At 46.8% G+C, this 22089-nt stretch carries 14 protein-coding genes; 6 read left to right on the top strand and 8 right to left on the bottom strand.

All coding sequences use genetic code 11. The features are described 5' to 3' along the window. The 8 genes from QHH26_10965 to QHH26_10930 form a co-directional block, all read right to left on the bottom strand. Positions 1 to 2910: FAD-dependent oxidoreductase (locus QHH26_10965; protein MDH7482474.1), on the bottom strand; the 2910-nt coding region annotated here is incomplete at its 3' end. Between the two features lie 40 nt (positions 2911 to 2950). Then, complete coding sequence (locus tag QHH26_10960) at positions 2951 to 3799, bottom strand: CoB--CoM heterodisulfide reductase iron-sulfur subunit B family protein (protein MDH7482473.1); 849 nt, start codon at positions 3797 to 3799, stop codon at positions 2951 to 2953. Continuing rightward, positions 3796 to 4356 carry a 4Fe-4S dicluster domain-containing protein gene (locus QHH26_10955; protein ID MDH7482472.1) on the bottom strand — a complete coding sequence of 187 codons (561 nt, stop codon included), beginning with the start codon at positions 4354 to 4356 and terminating at the stop codon, positions 3796 to 3798. The genes QHH26_10960 and QHH26_10955 overlap by 4 nt, the downstream gene beginning before the upstream one ends. Next, positions 4349 to 6964, bottom strand: a complete 2616-nt coding sequence (locus QHH26_10950; protein MDH7482471.1) for a glutamate synthase — start codon at positions 6962 to 6964, stop codon at positions 4349 to 4351. Before QHH26_10950 ends, QHH26_10955 begins: the two co-directional genes overlap by 8 nt. Before the next feature lie 38 nt (positions 6965 to 7002). After that, positions 7003 to 8550, bottom strand: coding sequence for a glutamate synthase-related protein (locus QHH26_10945; protein ID MDH7482470.1), 1548 nt, complete (start codon positions 8548 to 8550; stop codon positions 7003 to 7005). A gap of 25 nt (positions 8551 to 8575) precedes the next feature. Next, positions 8576 to 9943: a glutamate synthase-related protein gene (locus tag QHH26_10940; protein ID MDH7482469.1), complete on the bottom strand. Its 1368-nt coding sequence runs from the start codon at positions 9941 to 9943 to the stop codon at positions 8576 to 8578. A gap of 6 nt (positions 9944 to 9949) precedes the next feature. Then, a complete protein-coding gene (locus QHH26_10935; GenBank protein ID MDH7482468.1) occupies positions 9950 to 10837 on the bottom strand; it encodes a methylenetetrahydrofolate reductase in 888 nt (295 codons plus the stop codon). Between the two features lie 52 nt (positions 10838 to 10889). After that, on the bottom strand, positions 10890 to 11285 hold the full coding sequence (locus QHH26_10930) for a hydrogenase iron-sulfur subunit (protein ID MDH7482467.1): 396 nt from the start codon (positions 11283 to 11285) through the stop codon (positions 10890 to 10892). Between the two features lie 431 nt (positions 11286 to 11716). Between QHH26_10930 and miaB the strand changes: the two genes are divergently transcribed. The 6 genes from miaB to QHH26_10900 all read left to right on the top strand — a co-directional run bounded on the left by miaB (position 11717) and on the right by QHH26_10900 (position 22088). Next, entirely contained in the window at positions 11717 to 13090 is a 1374-nt protein-coding gene (gene miaB, locus QHH26_10925) for a tRNA (N6-isopentenyl adenosine(37)-C2)-methylthiotransferase MiaB (protein MDH7482466.1), read from the top strand. A 29-nt stretch (positions 13091 to 13119) separates the two neighbouring features. Beyond that, positions 13120 to 15717: a DNA mismatch repair protein MutS gene (gene mutS, locus QHH26_10920; protein MDH7482465.1), complete on the top strand. Its 2598-nt coding sequence runs from the start codon at positions 13120 to 13122 to the stop codon at positions 15715 to 15717. 5 nt (positions 15718 to 15722) lie between these two features. Further along, entirely contained in the window at positions 15723 to 17528 is a 1806-nt protein-coding gene (mutL, locus tag QHH26_10915) for a DNA mismatch repair endonuclease MutL (protein ID MDH7482464.1), read from the top strand. Between the two features lie 8 nt (positions 17529 to 17536). After that, complete coding sequence (locus QHH26_10910; GenBank protein MDH7482463.1) at positions 17537 to 19399, top strand: hypothetical protein; 1863 nt, start codon at positions 17537 to 17539, stop codon at positions 19397 to 19399. Positions 19400 to 19465: 66 nt separating this feature from the next. Further along, entirely contained in the window at positions 19466 to 20686 is a 1221-nt protein-coding gene (locus tag QHH26_10905; GenBank protein MDH7482462.1) for an alpha amylase family protein, read from the top strand. Then, entirely contained in the window at positions 20652 to 22088 is a 1437-nt protein-coding gene (locus tag QHH26_10900) for a hypothetical protein (protein ID MDH7482461.1), read from the top strand. Before QHH26_10905 ends, QHH26_10900 begins: the two co-directional genes overlap by 35 nt. Position 22089 lies beyond the last annotated feature (1 nt).

Genomic DNA, 22089 nt, shown 5'->3' with positions numbered 1-22089 from the left:
CTCTTGAGTATTATCAGCGCAGGCGTACATTTGAGCTTCGGCATATTCCACGCATGGCATATTTTTCGCAGCCTCAACGACTTTCTCTACATCCACAACGGAGGCGATATTGATGCCGCAATTGCAGACAAAAACCCCAATCCTCGGAGGTTCATCGCTTACATCGCGCTCCCTCGGGTACTTCTTTTCAACAATCATTGAGCCTCGGGAAGGCGCTAGTATTTCCATTGCCGCTGCTGCCGCCGCACTGCCTTGGACTACAGTCTCTGGAATATCCTTTGGTTCTTGAAAAGCTCCAGCCACCAGAACCCCCTGCCTAGAGGTTAGAATAGGGGCATAGTCCTCAGTGGCACAGAATCCACATTCGCTAAGTTCAACGCCGGCAGATTTTGCCAATTCCAGCGCAGCCTGGCTTGGGCGGATGCCCGTAGAAAGAACCACCATGTCGAATATCTCATCTACCGGCTTTCCATTTTCAATATAAGTTAGCCGCAAGTCGTGTGTCTGGGGTATATCAACCAATCTTGAAACTTGACTGCGAATAAAACGCACGCCTTGGGCTTTGGCTCGTTCGTAGTAGCGATCAAAATCTTTGCCGAAAGCTCGCATGTCGGTATAGAAGATTGCAACTTCAATGCCTGGATTATGAGCCTTTGCGCCCACTGCCTCTTTGATTGATGCCATACAGCAGACCGAGGAACAGTAGGGATTACCCTTCACCACATCCCTTGAGCCAACGCACTGGATGAATGCAAGCTTTCTTACCTCGTGACCATCATATGGCCTGATTATGTGGCCTCTGAATGGGCCGCTGGCAGATAGTATTCGCTCAAACTGAATATTGTTAACAACATTTGGATAGCGGCCGAAACCGAATTCCCCGCGCAATCGTGCGTCAAACTCCTCATAACCTGGCGCAAGAATTACTGCGCCAACGTCTATCTCCCTGACAGTATCCTGCATTTCATGGTCAATTGCTTTTGGCTGACAAGCCTTCACGCATTCCATGCATTCACAGCAGACAGCACAGGCAAGACATCGCTTAGCCTCCTCCATTGCCTGCTCTGGGGTATAGGTTTTGTTATGCTCAGGCTTGATTCTAGTACTTTTTTGCTTTCGACCCTGGCGTCGGTGGAGCTCCTCAAGTTCGAGATACTCTTCTTCGGTCCAACTGCGGCTTTCTGGCTCTCGTCCATCCGCTAGGTCTTTACCTTGGATGTAGCGATGGATTGATTCGGCCGCGCGTTGTCCAGCCGCAACCGCCTCACTTAGAGTTCCAGCGCCGGCAACAACATCACCACCTGCAAATACGCCAGGGACATTGGTAGCCAATGTTATCGGGTCAACACTCAGCAGCCCCCATTTGTTCGTTTGAAGAGCCAAGCCCTCGCAAAATCCTAGGTCGGGAACCTGTCCGGTGGCAAGAATCGCTTCATCACATTCGATAATATGCTCAGAGCCTTCTATCGGCTCGGGTCTCCTTCGGCCGGAGGCGTCCTTCTCCTCAGAAAGCTTCATCTTAAGACATTCGATGCCTATTAGCTTGCCATCTTTGCCAATGAATCGCTTTGGATTTGTAAGGAAAATGAACTTGACGCCTTCTGAGATTGCCTCATCAACCTCAACAGGGTCAGCAGGCATCTCCTTTTTCGTCCTGCGGTAGAGAATTGTAACTTCTTTTGCGCCAAGGCGAATTGCGGTGCGTGCAATATCCATAGCGGCGTTTCCAGCACCTATAACCATGACGCGCTCGCCGATTTGCACGGGCTCACCAAGGTTTACTTTCCGAATAAACTCAATTCCCGGGCGCACACCTATGAGATTTTCACCATCAATACCTAGTCCGGCGCTCTTTTGAGCTCCAACTGCCACAAATACGCACTTATAGCCGTTGCTAAACAAATCATTAATCGAGATGTCTCGTCCTATTTCAACGTTGCACTTGAGTTCAACACCAAGATCGAGAATCTGGTTTATTTCAGCCTCAAGGACGTTCCTTGGAAGTCGGAAATCGGGTATGCCTACACGCATCATGCCACCAGGCACGGGAAGCGCTTCGAATATAGTAACCTTGTAGCCTTTCCGAACCAGCCAATCCGCCGCCGCCAATCCTGCCGGGCCCGAACCAATGATGGCTATCTTGTCATCAGCTTCCGCCTTGAATTCGCCTAGTTGCTTTGCGTTGCCATTTCCTTTGGCAGGGCTTTGCTCCAAAGCAAAGCGTTTCAAATCACGAATTGACAACGACTCGCCATAGCGGCCTTGCTGGCAAGCACTCTCGCATGGGCGGTGGCAAACATAACCACATATTAATGGAAGAGGATTATCTTTTCTTATGATTTCGGCTGCCTCTGCAAACTTGCCCTGTGCAATAAGTGCGACATATGCTTGAGCATTTTGCCCGATGGGACAAGCTGAAACGCACGGCGCCCTTCGACGTTTCTCAATTACGTAGGCATTTGGAACAGCCTGTGGGGAAACCTTATGAATGGCGGTTGTAGTTGAAAGTCCGCAGTTAAAATCATCCGGTACCCTAACAGGACATACTTTCTCGCAATCGCCGCAGGCGTTGCACTTGCTTACATCCACATACCTCGCCTTCTGCCGTATCTTTGCGCGGAACCTTCCAGGCTCACCTTGCAATTCTTCGACTTGAGCCTGAGTTATTATCTCAATATTTAAGTTGCGCATGCACTCAACCAGTTTCGGCGATAGTATACAGGTTGCGCAGTCTCCCGTAGGGAACGTTTTGTCAAGCTGTGCCATTTTGCCGCCAATCGAGGGCGAATTCTCAATTAAATATACTTTGAACCCCGAATTGGCAAGGTCAAGCGCGGCTTGAATCCCGGCGATTCCTGCGCCGCATACCATAACTGCCCCTATCATTTCGTCATTTCTATCTTTACTCATCGCTGTACCCAGTAACAACTAAACAAATAAAGTCTTTCCGTCAGCAAAACTGCAAAACTTTCGTTGGATCAGTCATTAACTTACCAATGCCCAATTTCTCATTTGAAAGCCCCAACGCCAACCCAAGCAGCTGGGTAAAGTAAAAAACTGGGAGGTTGAACTTTTCCTCAATATCCAGCTGTCGAAGGTCGAGATTTGTTTGGCAAAGGGGACAAGCAACCGCAATGCAATTTGCGCCGCTTTCATCAGCCATTTTGAGAATTTCACTACACAAACGTTTGACTGTCTCCACCCTTGTAATTGAGAAGCTTGCTCCACAGCATTCGGTTTTATATGGCCATTCGATGGTTTCGGCGCCCACTGCCTCTAGAAGCTCCTCCATCAAACGAGGGTCTTCAGGTTCGTCGGCAATGCTCAACTCTGGCGGGCGAGTAAGAAGGCATCCGTAATAGCAAGCTACCTTAAGGCCCTTTAAAGGTCGGACAACCAAGTCGCGTATTTCACTAGTGCCAACATCTTTTATCAAAACCTCCAACAGATGGCGCACCTTGAGCCCGCCGGAGTATTCCTGGCCAATAATCGAAGCGACTTCCGAACGCAGTTTCTCATCCTTTGCAAGCTCATAATTAGCCGAAGCCAGACGTCCATAGCACGAAGCACAGCACACAACCACATCACGACCTGCTTTCTCCGCCGCTAATAGGTTTCGAGCCGGCAGTGCCGCCGCAAGAACAGCATCGGTGGCATGTGCTGGAGTGGAGCCACAGCAAGTCCAATCAGGAATTTCCTCCAACTCGATTGCGAGGGCTTTTGCCACAGCATGCACGGACATGCCAAAATCGCGGGCTGTTGACTCCAGAGAGCATCCGGGAAAGAAGGAATATTTCACCTCTGCTCCCTCCTTCCAAAAACTCGGTTAAATATTCCTCTTACTGACTTTCGCCCTGCAGTACGTGGAGGAAATAGATTAAACTTTCCTTTTCTCAGCATTGCAGGTAATTTCGTCAAATCGGTAAACAGGTCGCCCGAACGCAACTTATATATTGCCATGAGCATAAAATCGTAGGTTCGCCCAAAGCGCTTGATTGACGATAGCATCACGTCATTGAATATCTTTACTCGCTTGAGTTCGCCAGGTGCATCCAATGCCATTCCCCTAAGTTTGTCAATCATTGCTGGGGTGTTGACTTGCATAGGGCAGCGAGAAAAACAAGTTTGGCAAGAAACGCACATCCAAATTGCCTTGGAGCCCATCAATTCTTTTTCAAGACCCAAGATTGCCATGCGATTTAGTTGATGCGGGAGGAAATCGGTCTCTTCACGCATGGTACATCCCGATGAACATCGAGCGCACTGAAGGCATGCTGTTAGGCGAAACTCCCCACTTGGGTCCAACTTTTGCAAATAATCTATATCAACCTTGTTCTCTATGATTCTGCTACTCACCTAAGTCCTCATACAACTCTTCTTTGGCTGATTTACCAGCCGACTTCTGTTTCATAGGAGCAACCTTCCGATAGACCTCTTCCGGTTCTCGCAACTCTCCATCAACGGTTAGCAGGCGTGTGATTGGGATATCGAAGAGTCGTTCGTTCTCTTCGAGATACGGCAAAATAAGCTTCCAATCTGCCGCCGTGAGGTCTTGAAACTCGCCGCCATTGAGCTGCTCTTCATCCAAAAGCCTATATGGGTCTCGGACATAAATAGCGCCGCCAGATGCCAGCGAGAAAAGATTCGAGCCGGGGTAGGGGGTATCGAGGTCAACAATTTGCCCTTCGTCGTCAAACCGCACTCCGTTTAGTATTACAAAGCCGCCATCCTTGAGTGGATCGCCCGCCATAAATGATTCTGCAAGAAAGTCAAGGCATGTCCCGTTGATTACAGCCTTTGGACGGCCAACCGCATTAATTAAAGGGCGTCCTGCGGCATTTCCCTTTACAAAAACCTTTCCACCCTTAGCACCATACATGAACGTCTGGCCAACGTCTCCATGTATGACCAGCTTCCCCTCTTTTAGTATTTGAGCAACTTGGTCTTGGGCGTTTCCATGGACGATTACAGTGGCGCCGTCGAGTCCTGAGGCGAGATAGTCGCCAGTACTCCCGTATGCATCTATCACCACATCATGGGAGTTGGGACCAAGCCCGCAACCTAGGAATCTTTGGCCAGTATAACCATGGCATATGAATCTCTTCCAACCTAGCTCGTATGCTTGCACCACCAGCCTGGCATCGCATTCGTTGCCCTCTGGTGGGAAACCTTTGGCATTTAAGACAAGAACTTCTTCGGGTCCAGCAGGCGCCCTCAAATCGAAGCGAGATTCCCAACCTATCTTTGCATACCTTGAAGTTCCATTTTCTGTTATCGAAGGAACGCCCTCGAGCACACTCGTTAGCGTTTCATGCAAAAGTTCGAGGATTGTTGAGCGCTTGTTGTTGCCGGTAGGGTAGCGACGATCAATAAGAAGGGTGATGCCGTTTATCGCCGCTTCGCGCTCGTCATCCGTGAGCGTCCTAGATGAAATTCCAAAGCATATACCCTTAAGGGTCTCCAGGCCAACTTCTGGAGCAGCGGCCATTCCTGCTTTGTAAAGCGCTGTTCCTGATTTTTCTGCCAACAACTCCGGCAATTCTTTAGCGGGCTTGCAATTCGAAACGTGCAACTTGCAATTTGGCCTAATACCCGGCTTAACAGTCCTCGGCCTGCCGAACTTGTCCGTGCATGTCAAGGAAGAGCCGCCGTTACCATTTCTTTTAACCGTGAAAATGAACGCACCGCCGTCGGTATAGCTTCCACCGCGTGCATTCCAATAATCGTCAGCAAAGGAGCAAAAACGGCTGTCCTCCGATGCTAGGCTACGAAGAGTAGCGTCAATTGCTTGCTTTTCTGAGCATATTAAGCCGATTTGCACCTCACCATCCTGCAGTGCGAATACCTGAGGCCGCAGCATTGCAGTGTCGGTGATGCCAAGAAGCTGATATGCGTCGTTTTGAACGTCATTCCGTGCAATTATGAAAAACCACGGACCGTCTGGTGAGCCGTGAATGTGGCTTGCTTGGATGGCACGATAGACTTCTTGTTTCTCCTTTGGAAGCATGTCGAAGTCCCGCTCCACAGTTGGCGCGAGTCCTTCTATTACGTATTCCAGAGGATACTTGTAAACCCTACTCCAGAGGTCGAAGACTTGAATGGAAACTTCGGTGTCGGTCAGGAACAGCGGCCGTATATTTCGCTGGGCAAGGTATTCGGTAACCGAGTAATAATTTGCAAAATCGCCATTGTGCACAAGCGCCTCGTGCATTCCGCAGAACGGGTGTGCCCCGCCTGGGTGCCACACGCGACCTCTAGTTGGATAACGTTGGTGAGCAATCCAAACATGCGCACGCAAATCATGAAGCTTATAGTACTCTACGATTTGCTCGGCATATCCAACAATCTTAAGAATGAGCATATCGCGCCCATGTGAAAGCACGAAAGCTTGCTTATCTCCTAGGGATGCATAATACTTTGAGTTCAGCTGGAAAGTGTTTTGGTAAACGAATTCATCCTCCAACTCTCGCTCAGGTACACCAGCAAGCCCACGGGCATCCGCGAATTTCTTGAGAACGTCTTTTTTGGGACGTACGAAATATCTTCTCACTTCCGGCGGGCGGATTTCCAACCCCTCGATATCGCGATAGTCGTCAATATGGTCGAGAGTCTCGGCATGGTGAACGTCGAATACGCTGGTGATAAAGTCAGCCTCCACATTTGCGAGGGCTGACGGCTCGAGGAGAGCAATGTGGAGACAATAATCGTTCTTCAGAATCTCCGGTGGCACTCCCATTTGATTCGAATCAAGCCCCACAGCCGCAATACCGCCGCCCTTGCCATTTCCGCGGTTATGCATTTGGACTGAAGGAGCATAGATATGCCTGCCGCTAACTGGAATACTACACGCAAAGCCGGTAACGCCGCACCCGCCTTCTTCTTCGGCTCGCACCAACGTACCAGGCTTCCAATCTTTCATCATCCAACTTCGGCTTTCGATTATCTTTTGCGCAAGGTTACTCATTTTTATCAATCATCCAAAATAAACGTCCAAACTTTCAGTTACTCATCGCCTGTTATGTAATCTTCGTGCCTTAGCAGGTCCCATCGACCTCGAAGTTCTTTAACATCTCGCATACCAAAGCGGCTGAGAACGTCAACTAACTGCTCACGCCAAGCGTTAAGCATGTTTACAATACGCTGCGTTGCCCAATCAATTGTCATTTTTGAAACCATCTCGGGGTCTGTAGTGGCAATTCCGCGGGCACATCCTTTGCCGCTCTCGCATTTCCCACAACGAATGCAACCCATTGCCACCATTTCAGACGTGCCTATAACAACGCCGTCAGCTCCAAGGGCTATTGCTTTTGCCATATCATAAGCCGTCCTAATCCCACCACTTGCAATTAATGTAACTTCGTCGCGAATACCCTCTTCCACGAGAAAACGATGAACTTTGGGGATTGCGTACTCAATCGGCATCGCAATGTTTTTCTTTGCAATATCCGGCGCCGCCCCTGTTCCGCCGTAGCTTCCATCAAGGTGGATGATATGCGCTCCAGCATGGTATGATCCAACGGCCACCATATCAACATCAACTGGCGTTGAGACCTTCACTGATACGAGCGCCCGTGGATTGACGTGCTTAATCCAATCAACATGCTTCTTATGGTCTTCCACCGAATAAACACTGTGGAAAGGAAACGGCGAGAAGAGAGAAGTTCCAGGAACCGCCTCCCGCATCGCGGCTACTGCAGGGGTATTCTTATCGCCCAAAAGGTGCCCACCAAGCCCAGGCTTCGCGCCCTGGGCATACTTGAACTCAACAATGGGCGCCCATCGAATTGTTTCCTCACGAACGCCAAACAAACCAGTCGCCACCTGAGTAATCATGTGATCTCGGTACGGAATGATTCTATCCGGATAGCCGCCTTCGCCCGTACAGCTAAACGTATTCCACGCCATTGCTGCTCGAGCCTTAGCCACCATCACATGGGGACTAACGGAGCCAAATGACATACCACCGCCATAGACAGGGATATCAATTACGATTGAAGGCCGCCCATCATTCCGACGGTTTAAAGGAATAGCGGTTGAGATTTCTGCTGTGTCTATTCTTTGCTCATTTTTAGGGAACTTAAATCTAATCTTATCGAAGCCGCCGCCCGAATTTCCACATTCATAGTTAAGTTCGCCATCTGGTGTTCGGCCGGTTTCCGCCATATACCACGTGCTTAGAATCAAATCAGCCGTCCAACGATAATCACCTAGCGCCTTATACATGGGGCTTAGTTCGATGCGCAAGGCACGTTTTGGGCAAATGTCTACACAATAGCTACCCTTTGATTTGCATATTTCTGCTGTGCATTTATAATCCAAGGGTTTGATGAAATCAGCATAGCCCGCAGGTTTTACATGAACACCCCTTGGGCAAACTTCGATACACTTGCCGCATTTGATACATGCCTCGCTTCGCCACACACGATACTTGCCAATCGTATTCCTGAAGCGGTCCGGCGCAGGCTTAACTTCACGACTTGGAGGCATCTTAATCCCCAAATCGTCGGCGTCGCTAGCTTGAATAGCGTTTTTATTCACAACTATAGCCACGAAAATACCCCCGATTACTTCCCGCTTAAAGTTCCTTCCGTTTGCCAAAAATGGGTTCGAAGCACTCGCGCTCTAGGTCGTCGAAGAACATTGCTCTGCCAACCTCACCGCGAAGCCGTCTGACCTCGCGAATACCCATTGCGCCCATCATCTCCAGAAGCTGATTGTGCCACGCACCCATCAGGTTGACGATGCGCTGAACTGCATAATCATGCTCGACGTCTTCTATTTCGATGGGGCAGGGAAGCCCCTGCTGGCAATTCTTACAAATTCGGCATTCCAACGCGACCATGAGCGGCACATCTACGCTCACGAGATCTGCGCCACAAATTATTGTCTTAGCCATATGCTCCGCTAATGCAATTCCACCGCCTGCGATAAGCGTTATTTCATCCCTGTTTCCTTGTTCAACAAACGCCAAGTGAACTTCACGCACTGCATGGGTTATGTGCTTGGGTTTATCCGAATTAACTGTCATGCCATGCCAGTCTGCCAAAAGATGAATAACATCAATACCAGCCTTCGCTAGCTCAAGTGATCGAGATACCGCATTTTGGTTAAGGCAGAGCGACACTATAGCAATCATCTCAGGATTTGTAGACTTAGCTTTCTCAATTCTTCTCACGACGTCGGGCGAATCAGGCCAAACCGCGAGCCTTGCTTCAAGTGGCACAAACTCACCAGAAACGTAAGGAATTGCAACATCATGCGCAAATAAAGACGAATCATCAACGAAAGCATAAGTGCCTAGCTTTTTTGCCGCATCGAGAATAGCTGTTAGAAGTTGTGGGCTCGTTTTGTGCCAAGGCATAAGACCAAAAATTGCTGGGATTGGTATATCTACAATAGGCGGACTCTTTAATGCAAGTTTTCCTTCGGGATTAAATGCTAATGCCGTCGGTTTTCTGCCAATATCCACCTGAGTATTAATATACTCTCGCCCATGAATGCCATCGCGGGTAGGGCGGACAATTTCTGACATATCGGTAAGTATCGAGTCAAACCCAGGCCCACAGAACGGTCCAGGATATCCGGCACCAGAAACTGGAATGCGACCGGTTTCGGCTTGGAACCACGTACTAGAAATTATATCAGGCGTCCATACCTCGTCACCGAGTTTAAGATATTCAGGATTTGTCTCCCAAGTTAAAAGGCCTTTCGTGCAACTTTGAACGCAACAGAGACACCCTTTGCATTCGTATAAATAATCTACATATTGAAGGGCATTTACCAGTCGGTCGCGTTCCTTGTCGTACACATCATATGCGCATTCCCGCTTGACGCAGTTGTGGCATGCCGAGCAATCTTCTCGCCAATCAACAATGCCATACTTGCCTATTGGTTTGTGCTTTGGCGGCATTGGTTGAGTATGTATGTGATATTTCGCTGGCATTACTTCCTAGCCCCTCGAAAGTCCGCTCGCCTTCAAAATGTCTGCGGCAAGTTGAAAATTATCACCGGTCATCAAATAAACGCCCCGGATTCCTTCGGTATTTTTTAGAGCAATCAAAGTTTCAACTGCTAAATCTATGCCGGAAGTTGCATCCAGTTTCGATAATACACTGTCGGGTATATCCAAGTGCCTATACTTTTCTCTTAGGGCCAATGCCTCATCCTTAGAAGTTAGAGGCTTTACGGCCGCGATTATGTATGTTTGAGAAGGAATATTTCGCTGGCTAATTGCTTTCACCCATTGATTGAAGGCTTCGAGGTTGTAAACCGGCTGGGTGATTATAAAATCTGCTCCTGATCGAATAGCCTGCTCAAGAGCAATCACCTGAAGCTCCATTGGTTCAGCAAAGGGATTTGTATCTGTGCCAAGTATAAACTCTATTTTCCCGTCTAGCTCTTGTCCATTAGCAAGCAAACCATCTTTGCGCATTCCATCGGCAATCCTGAGAAGTTGGATTGGGTCAACGTCATTAACGCCCTTTGCGCATGATTCTGCGGTGAGTACCTGGTGTCTACCTGTGGTGCAGAAGATATTCGTTATGCCCAATGAAACAGCCCCAAGGATGGTAGCTTGCAATGCTATTCGATTTAAATCTCGCGTAAGTAAATGAAGAATAGGTTCAGCCCCAGCACATGCTAAGTGATTGCACGCGGCAAGACTGCATAACCGAACACCATCTTCACTTTCAACCGCTCCTACAGCATGTACCATCCCACCTAGAACTTGAGCACACGCTTTAATCTTCGCGGCATCGGCTCCTCGCGGTGGGAGGCATTCCGCTATAATCACGAACTGGCCACTTTTAATTGCCTTGTTTAGATTGCCTTCTGACATACCTTCACCTTTCTTTGGGAAACCTGCATCTTAAATGGCGTTAATCATAAAGCTATTTTTTATTTAAACAACCTAGAATTAACTCAACTGCCGCTTCAATATGTTTGGCATCTTTGCTTTCAGGAATGATTAACCTAAGCGATTCAGGATTGAAACCTGCTTCTGCGAGAAGTTCCTTTACAGCTTGAACTCTTCGGGCGGCGCGCAGATTTCCCTCAATTAGCTTGCACTCACCTTTGGGACAACTTAAGATGCAAACAAAGCGCGAACCGGCTTCAAATGCCTTTAATAGATAACGAGGATCAATCTTCCCGCTACAAGGGACAGGTTCCAAAGCGACATTGTTTTGGCGCTCCATGGGCAACAGCATAGGCAATATGCCAAAATCCTCGGCAAGATTTCGGCAGTAAAAAACCCTGATATCGCAATTTTTTCTAGACTCGTTCATATTCTCCTTAAAAATATACAATAAGGGCGCCGATGCTCGTGAGTACACGCGCAACATGACGCCCTCGTCAATTTCTCTAAATAAAGAGAATTATGGCGGAGAAAACGCTTGGCATCCGCCATAAAGAATATCTAAGCATTCCTTGCTTAGAAATTATTTGCTCGTCTGCCCCTCACGAAAAATCATCGGAACGCGCGGGACAAGGATTGTCTTGCGTTGCTGCAGCCTAATTCTTCGCACTAAGTCTAACTTACTTGGAAAGTTTTGTCAACCCCAAAGGAATCTTGACAGATAAATTCAAGTAAAGCATTGCTAGCAAGTCAAGCAATAAATGTGTTAGGGATTTTCTCTTGATGTTTTGGGTAATTTTAAGCTACAATTTCATAATATAATCACAATTCTCAAACAAGAAAAGTTCTGGCTGTAAACATATGCAACAAGCTTTTATGATCATAACCTGGGGTTGCCAAATGAATGAAGACGACTCGCAGCAGATGGCGAATCTTCTGCGACAGATGGGATATCGCCAAGCCATGCTTGCCGAGGAAGCGGATATTATATTATTGAATACATGTTCCGTTCGCGAGAAGCCCGAGCGTAAGGTTATGAGCAAGCTGGGTGAGCTCAAGTCGCTGAAGAAAATCAAAAATAACCTTATCATCGGCGTCTGCGGCTGCATGGCTCAGCGTGCCGGAAATGAAATTGTAAAACGCGCTCCTTTCGTGGATATAATCATAGGAACCGACCAAATCTTTGAACTGCCTCAACTTATCAGCAAGGTCCGCGCAGGGGAACGGCCTGTGTTTGCTCTCGATTTACCCAAGAGAAACGGCAACATCGCTTTCGCCAAACCCAAGCGTGTGATTGGCGATATTGGCCTCAAGCACTTTGTTCCCATTATGTATGGCTGCAACAACTACTGTGCTTACTGCGTTGTTCCATTTACACGAGGCCCGGAGCGCAGTCGGCCAATTGAAGATATAGTTGCCGAAGTACAAGAGCTTACTTCGCATGGATGCCGCGAGGTCACTCTGCTTGGGCAAAACGTGAATAGCTACGGCAAAACTCAACAAAAATCCGACAACCTAAATCAACTGCAAAATGACACCGATTCCTTGTGTGATTTTCCTACGCTTCTTGGTCGTCTGAACGAAATAGAAGGCCTTTGGCGCATACGATTTACTACTTCACATCCGAAGGACCTTAGCGACCGATTGATAGACGCTATGGCACGACTTCCCAAAGTTTGCGAGCATCTGCACTTACCGATTCAAGCTGGCGATAATAGGATTTTACATGCAATGAATCGGCATTATACAGTAGAACACTACATAAGCCTGGTAGAAAAGCTTCGAAATGCAATTCCTGGAATTGCAATAACAACCGACATAATGGTCGGCTTCCCTGGGGAAACCGAGGAACAATTCCAAAATACGCTAAATGCCGTTAGAAGAATCCAATTTGATGGCGCATTCATGTTTGCATTCAACCCCAGACCTGGCACAAAAGCCGCTGAACTGCCAAACCAAATAGACAACAAAACTAAGCAAAGGCGATTGCTCGAACTAATCAACCTCCAAAATCAAATTACCTTGGAACGAAACGAAAAGGAAGTTGGGCAAGAATTCGAAGTTCTCGTCGAAGGTCCCAGCTGGAAGGATGAATCAAAATTAACAGGATACACAAGAACAAACAAAGCCGTTGTTTTTCCTGGTAATCCTGAACTTTCGGGCAGACTGGTCTCAATACGGGCTATCAAAGCCCACCCATGGGGATTTACCGGAGAAATTGTAGACGCAAGATAGATTCAAAATACCTTGCTCGGGAAACTCAAATGAACTCCAAATTGACTCCCATGCTCAAGCAATATATGGCAATCAAGAAGGAATATCCCGATGTAATCCTTATGTTCCGGCTTGGTGACTTTTACGAAATGTTTGGCCAGGATGCCGAAATTGCCGCTAAAGAGCTAGAGATAACGCTCACATCACGCGACGCAGGAAAAGCTGGGCGAATCCCCATGTGCGGCGTACCATACCACTCTGTTGAACGCTACATCGCCCGACTTATAAGCAAAGATTATCGGGTTGCTATTTGCGACCAAGTCGAAGATCCGAAACTCGCAAAGGGTCTTGTCAAACGTGAAGTTACCCGCGTTGTTACCCCTGGCACCGTCATCGAAGATTCTATGCTAGAGTCAAAAAGCAACAACTACCTAGTTTCAGTCGCATTTCGGAATGGAGTCTTTGGATTAGCGGTTAGCGATATCTCCACTGGTGAATTCCTTATAACCGAGCTTAGTGGCCCGAACGCCGAACCCAGAACTCTCGATGAAGTAAATCGGCTCTCACCAGCAGAAATACTCATTCCCGAGGAGGCAAAAGATTTTAGTAATAAAATAGAGGCAGTCTGTCGTGCAAGATTAACCGAGTTCAATCTCGACGGGTTTATGTCCCCCAGGGATATACTCCTTAAACAACTTGGCACAACGTCGCTTCGTGGCTTTGGGTGCGAGGATTATACAGCTGGTCTTGACGCTGCGGCAATGGTCGTGAAATATCTTGAGAGTACCCAGCCTGCATCACTAAATCATATCAGCTCGCTTTCAACCTATTCAACCGAGAAATATATGGTCCTTGACCCGGCCACCCGACGTAACCTTGAACTAACTCATTCATTGTCCGACGGTACCCGGAGCAAGAGCCTTTTGCAAATCTTAGACCGCACAGTCACCGCGATGGGTGGGCGACTCATAAAGAAATGGCTCGACCAACCATTGTTGGTTGTAGACGAAATTCAAAAAAGACTCGACGCAGTGGAAGAATTTTATGGCAACTTAATGATGCGTACTCAGGTTCGAGAGCTGCTGCAGAAAGTATTTGATCTCGAACGCCTCACGTCACGTATTGTTACTGGAGCCGCCAACGCACGAGATTTAATTGCCCTTAGGAATTCACTCCAAGTTCTTCCAGAGCTAATGAAAGCTCTTGAGGCTTCTCAAAACCCTACTCTAAACAACCTGCGAATAAACTTATGTTCGCATGAACATATCACAGATTTAATATCATCTTCGATTGTAGAAGAACCGCCGGCTACTCTGAGAGACGGCAATATCATTAAACCAGGGTTTAGTCAAGAACTAGACACTTTGAGGGCTGCTAGCAAAGATGGAAAAGCATGGATTGCTGGACTAGAAGCAAAGGAACGCGAACGGACAGGGATTAAATCGCTCAAGGTTGGATACAACTCGGTATTCGGCTATTACATCGAAGTTAGCAAGGCAAACCTCAAACTCGTGCCCGAAAACTATATCCGAAAGCAAACAATGGTGGGCGCAGAGAGGTTTATAACCCCAGAGCTAAAAGAATATGAAGCGATGGTGCTAGGGGCAGAAGAAAAAGCAGTTCAACTTGAGTACGACCTCTTTTGCGCTATTAGGGACCAAATTGCAAAGGATTCTGAAAATCTCTTCAAAACTGCACGAGCAATTGCCCAAATTGACGTCTTATGCTCATTAGCTGAAGTTGCAGCTGAAAACCAATACTGCAAGCCAAAGGTTGACTATGGCACAGAAATTCACATTAAGAATGGAAGACATCCCGTAGTTGAGCGGATGCAAACGGACGAGCTTTTTGTACCAAACGACTGCCACCTGGACTGCAAAGAAAACCAACTCTTAATAATAACAGGTCCTAATATGGCAGGTAAGTCCACATATCTCCGGCAGACAGCTTTAATTGTATTGATGGCACAAATGGGAAGCTTCGTCCCTGCTGAATCTGCGCACATCGGCATTGTTGATCGAATATTTACAAGGGTCGGAGCACACGACGAACTTTACTCGGGCCAAAGTACATTTATGGTCGAGATGACCGAAACCGCCAATATACTTAACAACGCAACCGACCGAAGCTTAATCATTCTCGATGAAATAGGGCGGGGGACAAGCACTTTTGACGGGCTTTCGATAGCATGGGCGGTTGCAGAATACATAATAAGCATAGGCGCAAAGACGCTTTTTGCCACACATTACCACCATCTGAATGACCTCGCGAATGCTTATCCAGGTATCAAAAATTACCGGATAGCAGTAAAGGAAGAGGGCGATAGGATTGTGTGGCTTAGAAAAATTATGCCTGGGGGTACAGATCGAAGCTATGGCATTCAAGTAGCACGCCTCGCCGGGCTTCCTCAGCCAGTAATTGAGAAAGCAAAAGAGGTACTTTGGAGCCTGGAAAACAACGGCACGACCAAAGGAATTTTGGACAAGAACTTGAAGATTCCAGCTCGCACAGAGAAACTACAGCTAACACTCTTCGAAGTTGAAGACCACCCTGTCATTCAAGAAATTAAGGAGCTTGACATTAGCACAATGTCGCCCATTGAAGCACTCACAAAACTTTACGAAATGCAACAACGATTAAAGAAGTAAATCGCATGGAAACAAGAGCGCAGCGTAGCATAATTAACATTCTCGACGACAACACCGCAAATAAAATCGCAGCAGGTGAGGTAATAGAGCGACCAGCCTCTGTTGTTAAGGAGCTTGTAGAAAACTCCTTGGACGCTGGCGCTACCGAGATTAGGATTGACCTGATAGACGGAGGCAAGCGACTGATTCGAGTAACCGACAATGGTATCGGCATGTCACGAGAAGACTCTGTGCTAAGCCTTAGAAGGCACGCAACATCGAAAATCAAATCAGCCGATGACCTTTTTTCCATTCGCACACTTGGATTCCGCGGTGAAGCCCTCCCAAGCATTGCCTCAGTCTCACACACAAAAATCGTTACGAGAAAACCAGAAGATGATTTAGGCACGAAAATCACGTGCGTTGCTGGCAAGATTGAGGAGGTCACCGATATTGGCGCTCCGCCCGGTACATCTGTACTTGTCAAAGACTTGTTTTTCAATCTTCCAGCGCGCAAGAAATTTCTCAAAACAGCACAAACGGAACTGGGACATATTACCGAGCTTGTAAATCGGTTCGCCATTTCACACGGTGAAGTAGATATAACTCTCTCGCATAATGACCGAGTTATTTTTCGCTCGCCAAGCTCGAATCTCCTAACAGATGCAGTCCTTACGGTCTTTGGAAGAGACGCTGCAGAGGCAGTGGTTGAAATTAACAGCCAAGCAGGACCTTACAAGGTTTATGGGGTTATTTCAAAGCCATCATACTCAAAGGCAAACCGGTCTGGACAGCTATTTTTCGTTAACCGGCGCTTTGTGCGAAATCGAAATCTTATCCATGCACTTGACGAAGCATATCGAGGCATCCTTCCCCAAGGGCGATTTCCACTTTTAATTTGCTTCATTGACGTCCCGCCTGAATTTGTGGATGTAAACGTTCATCCAACAAAAATCGAAGTCAAATTCGCTCGAGAATGGGAAGTTCATAATATTGTAATTTCATGCATTCGCGATGCGCTTTCTTCAAGCAATATTATTCCGAATGCAGAGGATCTTCTACCATCAGCTTCAAATATTCGGAGACCGACATTCACCCCGACATATCAAAAGAAGCTTACGCAATCAACCACAGATGAGCTAGAGGAGTTCCGAAAATCTCTTACGGCAAAGCTTGAGCAACAAAAAGAAGAGTTGTTTGTACCGCAAATCACGCAGGAAGGGGTTACACAAGAGCAAGAAACAGCAGCGCAAATAAACCCCTTGGAAGGCGCTGAAGTATTAGCTCAAGCAAGAAACTTATACATTGTTGCACAATCCTCAGCGGGAATACTATTAATAGACCAACACGTAGCTCACGAACGCATCCTTTATGACCAGCTTTCAAATATGTATAGCAAGGTCCATGCTCAGCGCCTAATTGTCCCATTGACACTTAACTTGGGCCATAGAGAGGCCCTTGTATTAGAACACAAGCTTGATGATTTTCGCGCTCTTGGCTTCGAAATTGAATCTTTTGGAAAAGATTCATTCATTGTGCGGTCAATACCCGCGATAATTGTGGATAAAAATTATGAGCAAGTATTAAAAGACATGATTGAGGAGCTAACCGAATTAACAATTACCCGCCGTCTTCTAGTGCGCCGAGAAGCCTTAATAACAACATCGGCGTGTAAAATGGCAATAAAGGCAGGGGACAAACTTTCGCATGAGGAAATGGTTAGGTTAATAAGCGATTTAAAACACACAAGTAATCCATACCTATGCCCACATGGGCGCCCTATTGTAGTTTGTCTCTCCAATCATGATTTAGACAAAATGTTTGGGAGGTAGCAGAGTAAATGATTTTTGCTAAACGCACCTGGATTGCCATATTTGTCCTGGCTTTAAATATTCCATGTATACCTGTATTCGCTGGCTTCACCCCACGTGTAACATTTCAGCCAGAGCCGAATGGAGCTTGCATAATAGTTAATAAGCGAATTGTCGTTCGACTGAGAACCTCTAACGGCAATCTTTCACCAGTCCAAAGAGCTTCGCTAGCCACTGAAAGACTTGCTGGACTAGTTCAAAAGGGACTAAACCCAATGGCTCTTTCCTACAAGTTAACCGGGCAATCCGCCAGGCTTATGGCTGGGGATGTTATGATTGCCATTGCCACACCTAGCGAAGCAAAAGCACAAGGTACAACGCCAGCCAAACTTGCTAGCGCCTGGGTGCGGAATATTCGCGAAGCATTGAGTCTGCCGCCTCTAAGCGCATCACCTACTGAGCTTCTAATACCGATAGGCGAAACGCGCACAGTAAGCGTGGAATCTCTTCTTCCCGAACCTGTTACGGCTCAAGTATCCAATGGCGCAATTGTATCGGCAGATGCCTCAAAGCCAGGCTCATTAGTGATTAAAGGGCTTCAACTTGGCGAAACTGAAATTACCCTAAGATGTGCCGAGTTTAGTGTAATAATTAAGGCGCATGTAAAGAAATATGCTGCCCAAATAATGAGCAGTGCAACAACAATTGTTACCGGCTCAAGTGTTCCAATTTCTTTGGCAAAATGTGCCGCGGAAGAGGCTGCTCGTTCAGCAGTAGTTTTGGAACCTGGTGCGTTTGTCAGCTCGCTAAGCATGCCTAAAATCTCTTCAAGTCCTTTGCCAGGACAGAGAATTCAAATTCCTGTTGAAATAGAAGCAAGAGGAGGCGACCACATCCCCATTAAAGGTACAACACAGGTGCACATCGAAAATAGACCCTTGTCCTATGTAAACGCATCCTCAATAATGTACAGCAATGACCCAGAGCGAATTTGGAAGTACCAAGTGCTTTATACTGGCAAAATACTCCAAAACCAAGAAGCAACTCGCCTGTTATACCACCACCAGAATATGATGGGCAGACGCATTGGTTTTGTAGTAGACATATTGAATCCTTCAACAAATTCAGCAAGCCTCCACCTAATTGAGGGAGTCTCGCCTCCCATGTTAGATACGGTGCTTGTTGGGTATAAAGCAGGCAATGAATTCCTTGAAAACCACCGTGCAATGGTAGGCCGAATTATCGAACTGCCAAAAGAATCAAGGCGCGTGATTGTAAGCCAACCTCTCGATCATCCATATACCGCCAGCGGAATTATCGAGTTTAGGCAACTATCTGGTGATCCACTTATCGTTCGTGTTATTGCAAAACCTGAAAATCAGCGCCAAATTGAGGATAAGCCTAACATGCCATTACCTTTAGACGGAATAGATCTCGGTAAATTTCAAATTTCCGACCACATATATCCAAACCCTATGCAAAAATTGGAGCTAACTTATTCAGCAGGAAAGCCATGGGTTTTCTTTAGAATTGGCAAAGACGCCCTGAAGAATTCCGAAAAGGATAGATGGCTTTTTGGAAACTACGGAGTTATTTATGATATAAAAGCCTCGCTTGAAAATCCTTTGATGACATCCCACACTGTAGAAATCGCTTTCGAAGCGACAGCCGGTATTGCGAGCGGGGTATTTTTTGTAGATGGGCGGCCGGTGCGCATAAAATCTCTCCAACCTCCTCAAGAAATTTGTCTCGACAAGATTACTATTCCAGCAGGAAAAACTAGAACAGTCTCGATTCGAACGATGCCTCTTTCAGGTTCGGCATACCCTGCCACTTTGATAATTAGGCCTGCTGGTACAACTGCTTCCGCATCGGCAGCAAAGCCGAAATAAAGGCGTCAATAGTCTAATCCCTTTGCTAGTTTAAAGTTTTTGTACTATGGAGGCCAAAAAGATACAATGAGCAACTTAAAACAGCAAGCAAGGCTACTGTGGTGTGATGCCGAGGCAAACAGCATACAGCTATCAACCAGAAAAGGCGTCGCTGAAGTAGTAAGAAAAGCCAGCCGGGCGGGAATTAACACAATTATAGTGGATGTCAAACCTCTCAGCGGTGAAGTACTTTATCTTAGCGAAATTGCCCCAAGACTCAAAGAGGTCAAGGGACATTTTTATCCTCAGTCGTTCGACCTTCTGCAAACAATGATTGAGGAAGGACACGCAGCAGGGATTCCAGTACACGCCTGCATTAATGTTTTTTCTGAAGGCCACCGCAAATGGAAACGAGGTCCTGCATATTCTCAACCCGAGTGGCAAGTAATAACATATGAAGGCGGAAATCCTCCTAAGTTCTCGCTCATGCAAGACTCAAGGCATGAAACATTCGGTGTGTTTGTTAACCCTATCGGTCCGGCAAGAGAATATGAACTTAGAATTATCAGGGAAATCGTCCATCGCTACAACATTAATGGCATAGTATTCGATAGGATGCGCTATCCAAATCTTTACGGTGATTTTAGCTCCCTCAGCAAGACAACTTTTGAAAAATGGATTGGCATTTCAAACCTCCGCTGGCCAGATGACATATTCATAATAAGCGATGATGAAAGAATCATCCGCGGACCCTATTACAAAGAATGGCTTGAGTGGCGGGCTTGGCAAATTAAAGACTTCGCAAGAGATGCTGTGCACCTTGTGCGTTCCGTTAATCCCAAAATTAAAATCGGAGTCTATGTTGGCTCCTGGTATGACACCTATTTTGATGTCGGGGTCAATTGGGGAAGTGAGAATTTCCATCCAGGCTATGAATGGATGACGGCAGATTACAATAAAACAGGTTTCGCAGAGCTCTTCGATTACATTTGCACAGGCTGCTACTACCCTGATGTAACACGAGAAGAAGCACGCTCAGCCAAAGGCAATGAAAACCTAAGCGTTGAGGCATCATGTCAACTTTCAATGAAGGCAATTAGCGGTGCCAGCAATGTGTATGGCAGTCTATACCTGCTGGACTACAAGCAAAAACCGGATAAGTTCCGCAGTGCAGTTGATATGGTCCTTTGCAATACACAAGGAATAATGCTCTTTGATTTAGTGTATATTGAAGACTACGGATGGTGGCAAATTTTGGAAGAAGTATTTATAGATGATGCGATTCCGCCACATGATGCAAATGATTAATAATGCAGCGGTAGCGTTACTTGTCACCTTATGCGGAGGACTGCTTAATAACAACTTTGCCTTTGCACAGGACTGCCAAGAACTTTACAGAATCCGAATTGCCAATCGCGCTAATGGCGCTGTCGAAGTCAGCCTTGATAAAGGAACTTCGTATACAATTGTTGGCCGAGTAACTAGACCTGCAACCGAAGTATCACGCGGTTATTCGGCGAGCAAATATGCACAAGAGGGAAAAGTTGCCGCGGTTGCAGTCCATGGTATTCGCATTAGAGTCGGTTCCATTCCAGAAAAGCAAGGGGATACGCCGTTAATTATAAGCATTCTGCCTCGAGAATTTGCCCAAGCCCCAAGAGGTTTTGGAGGCCACATCGCCGGCAGCTCAGGTATTGTAACCAACATTCCAACCGGTACTGCCATATTCCGAAACCTCGCTCCTTTTGTTGGCAATCAAGTCTTTCTTGAGCAAAGAGGTGTCCTGGCTCCGCTGCCATCTGGATATTCGCCTTGCATTGGAGATGTGCTTGTAATCCTTGTGCATCTTCCAAAACGCTATGCAAAAGAGATTATTTTTGAAAACAAAACAGGCGGAAAAGTTGACGCCATCTATGAAGACGGCACAGAAACAATAGCAATTGTTAAGCGACCAGTTCATGGGGTGGGGCGCTTCGACGCTACCGGATACACCGGCGTAGGGCAAATCAACACCAACCATACTGGCGTAATTACAATCTCAACAGCACCTATTGCTAATGGGCAAAAAGATGGTTCTGACTTTGAAACGCGAGGCGGTTTTATGATTCAACCTTCTAGGCACGCAATAGAATCAGGCGACTCACCACAAGTTTGCGTTGTTGAACCAGTTTCGAAAGACAGCCAATGGCTTGAAGGAACACCCCCGCTTTTCTCAGGTTATTTAAGTTTAGCCTATGACCCCCAATCAAAAGAAAATTCATTTTCGGTGGATATACAATGTGGTGATGGAATATGGCGCTCTCTGCCACCGCTAATCGGAAAGCAAGACCATGCTTTAGACAATCTTCCCGGTTTGGGCCTTCCAGTCACACACATTAGAATAAGGCTACCGCGCTACGACAAAGAGTGGATTAGACAGCAGCTTCGCCAATCTCTCCTTGCATATAAAAAGATGACGGAAAGAAATGTGCCAACGTTAACGGGAAAATTTACATTATCTCTCGATGCCTCAGGGCTTCCAGAGCTCCAATTTGTTGCTTTGTGGGTCGATGGTCAATGTAAAGCAATAAGCAGTGTCCCGCCTTTTACCTTTGAAATCGATACTTCAAAGCTTGATTATGGCGAGCATATCGTAGAAATCAAAGCTTTAGATAACTCTGGGAAGCCTCTTAAGACCGTAACAAAGAGGTTTTTCTGTGGCGAGCCGTAAG

This window comes from Armatimonadota bacterium (genome assembly GCA_029907255.1).
Taxonomy (GTDB): Bacteria; Armatimonadota; UBA5829; order DTJY01; family DTJY01; genus JAIMAU01.
Note: the sequence above shows the minus strand (reverse complement) of the source record. Positions and strands in the feature narration are given on the sequence as shown.

Bases quoted from the DNA above. Each gene is read 5' to 3' on its own strand.
- miaB (MDH7482466.1), top strand. From the start codon at position 11,717: ATGCAACAAGCTTTTATGATCATAACCTGGGGTTGCCAAATGAATGAA.
- QHH26_10950 (MDH7482471.1), bottom strand. From the start codon at position 6,964: ATGAGTAACCTTGCGCAAAAGATAATCGAAAGCCGAAGTTGGATGATG.
- QHH26_10905 (MDH7482462.1), top strand. From the start codon at position 19,466: ATGAGCAACTTAAAACAGCAAGCAAGGCTACTGTGGTGTGATGCCGAG.
- mutL (MDH7482464.1), top strand. From the start codon at position 15,723: ATGGAAACAAGAGCGCAGCGTAGCATAATTAACATTCTCGACGACAAC.
- QHH26_10900 (MDH7482461.1), top strand. From the start codon at position 20,652: ATGATGCGATTCCGCCACATGATGCAAATGATTAATAATGCAGCGGTA.
- QHH26_10940 (MDH7482469.1), bottom strand. From the start codon at position 9,943: ATGCCAGCGAAATATCACATACATACTCAACCAATGCCGCCAAAGCAC.
- QHH26_10910 (MDH7482463.1), top strand. From the start codon at position 17,537: ATGATTTTTGCTAAACGCACCTGGATTGCCATATTTGTCCTGGCTTTA.
- QHH26_10935 (MDH7482468.1), bottom strand. From the start codon at position 10,837: ATGTCAGAAGGCAATCTAAACAAGGCAATTAAAAGTGGCCAGTTCGTG.
- QHH26_10930 (MDH7482467.1), bottom strand. From the start codon at position 11,285: ATGAACGAGTCTAGAAAAAATTGCGATATCAGGGTTTTTTACTGCCGA.
- mutS (MDH7482465.1), top strand. From the start codon at position 13,120: ATGAACTCCAAATTGACTCCCATGCTCAAGCAATATATGGCAATCAAG.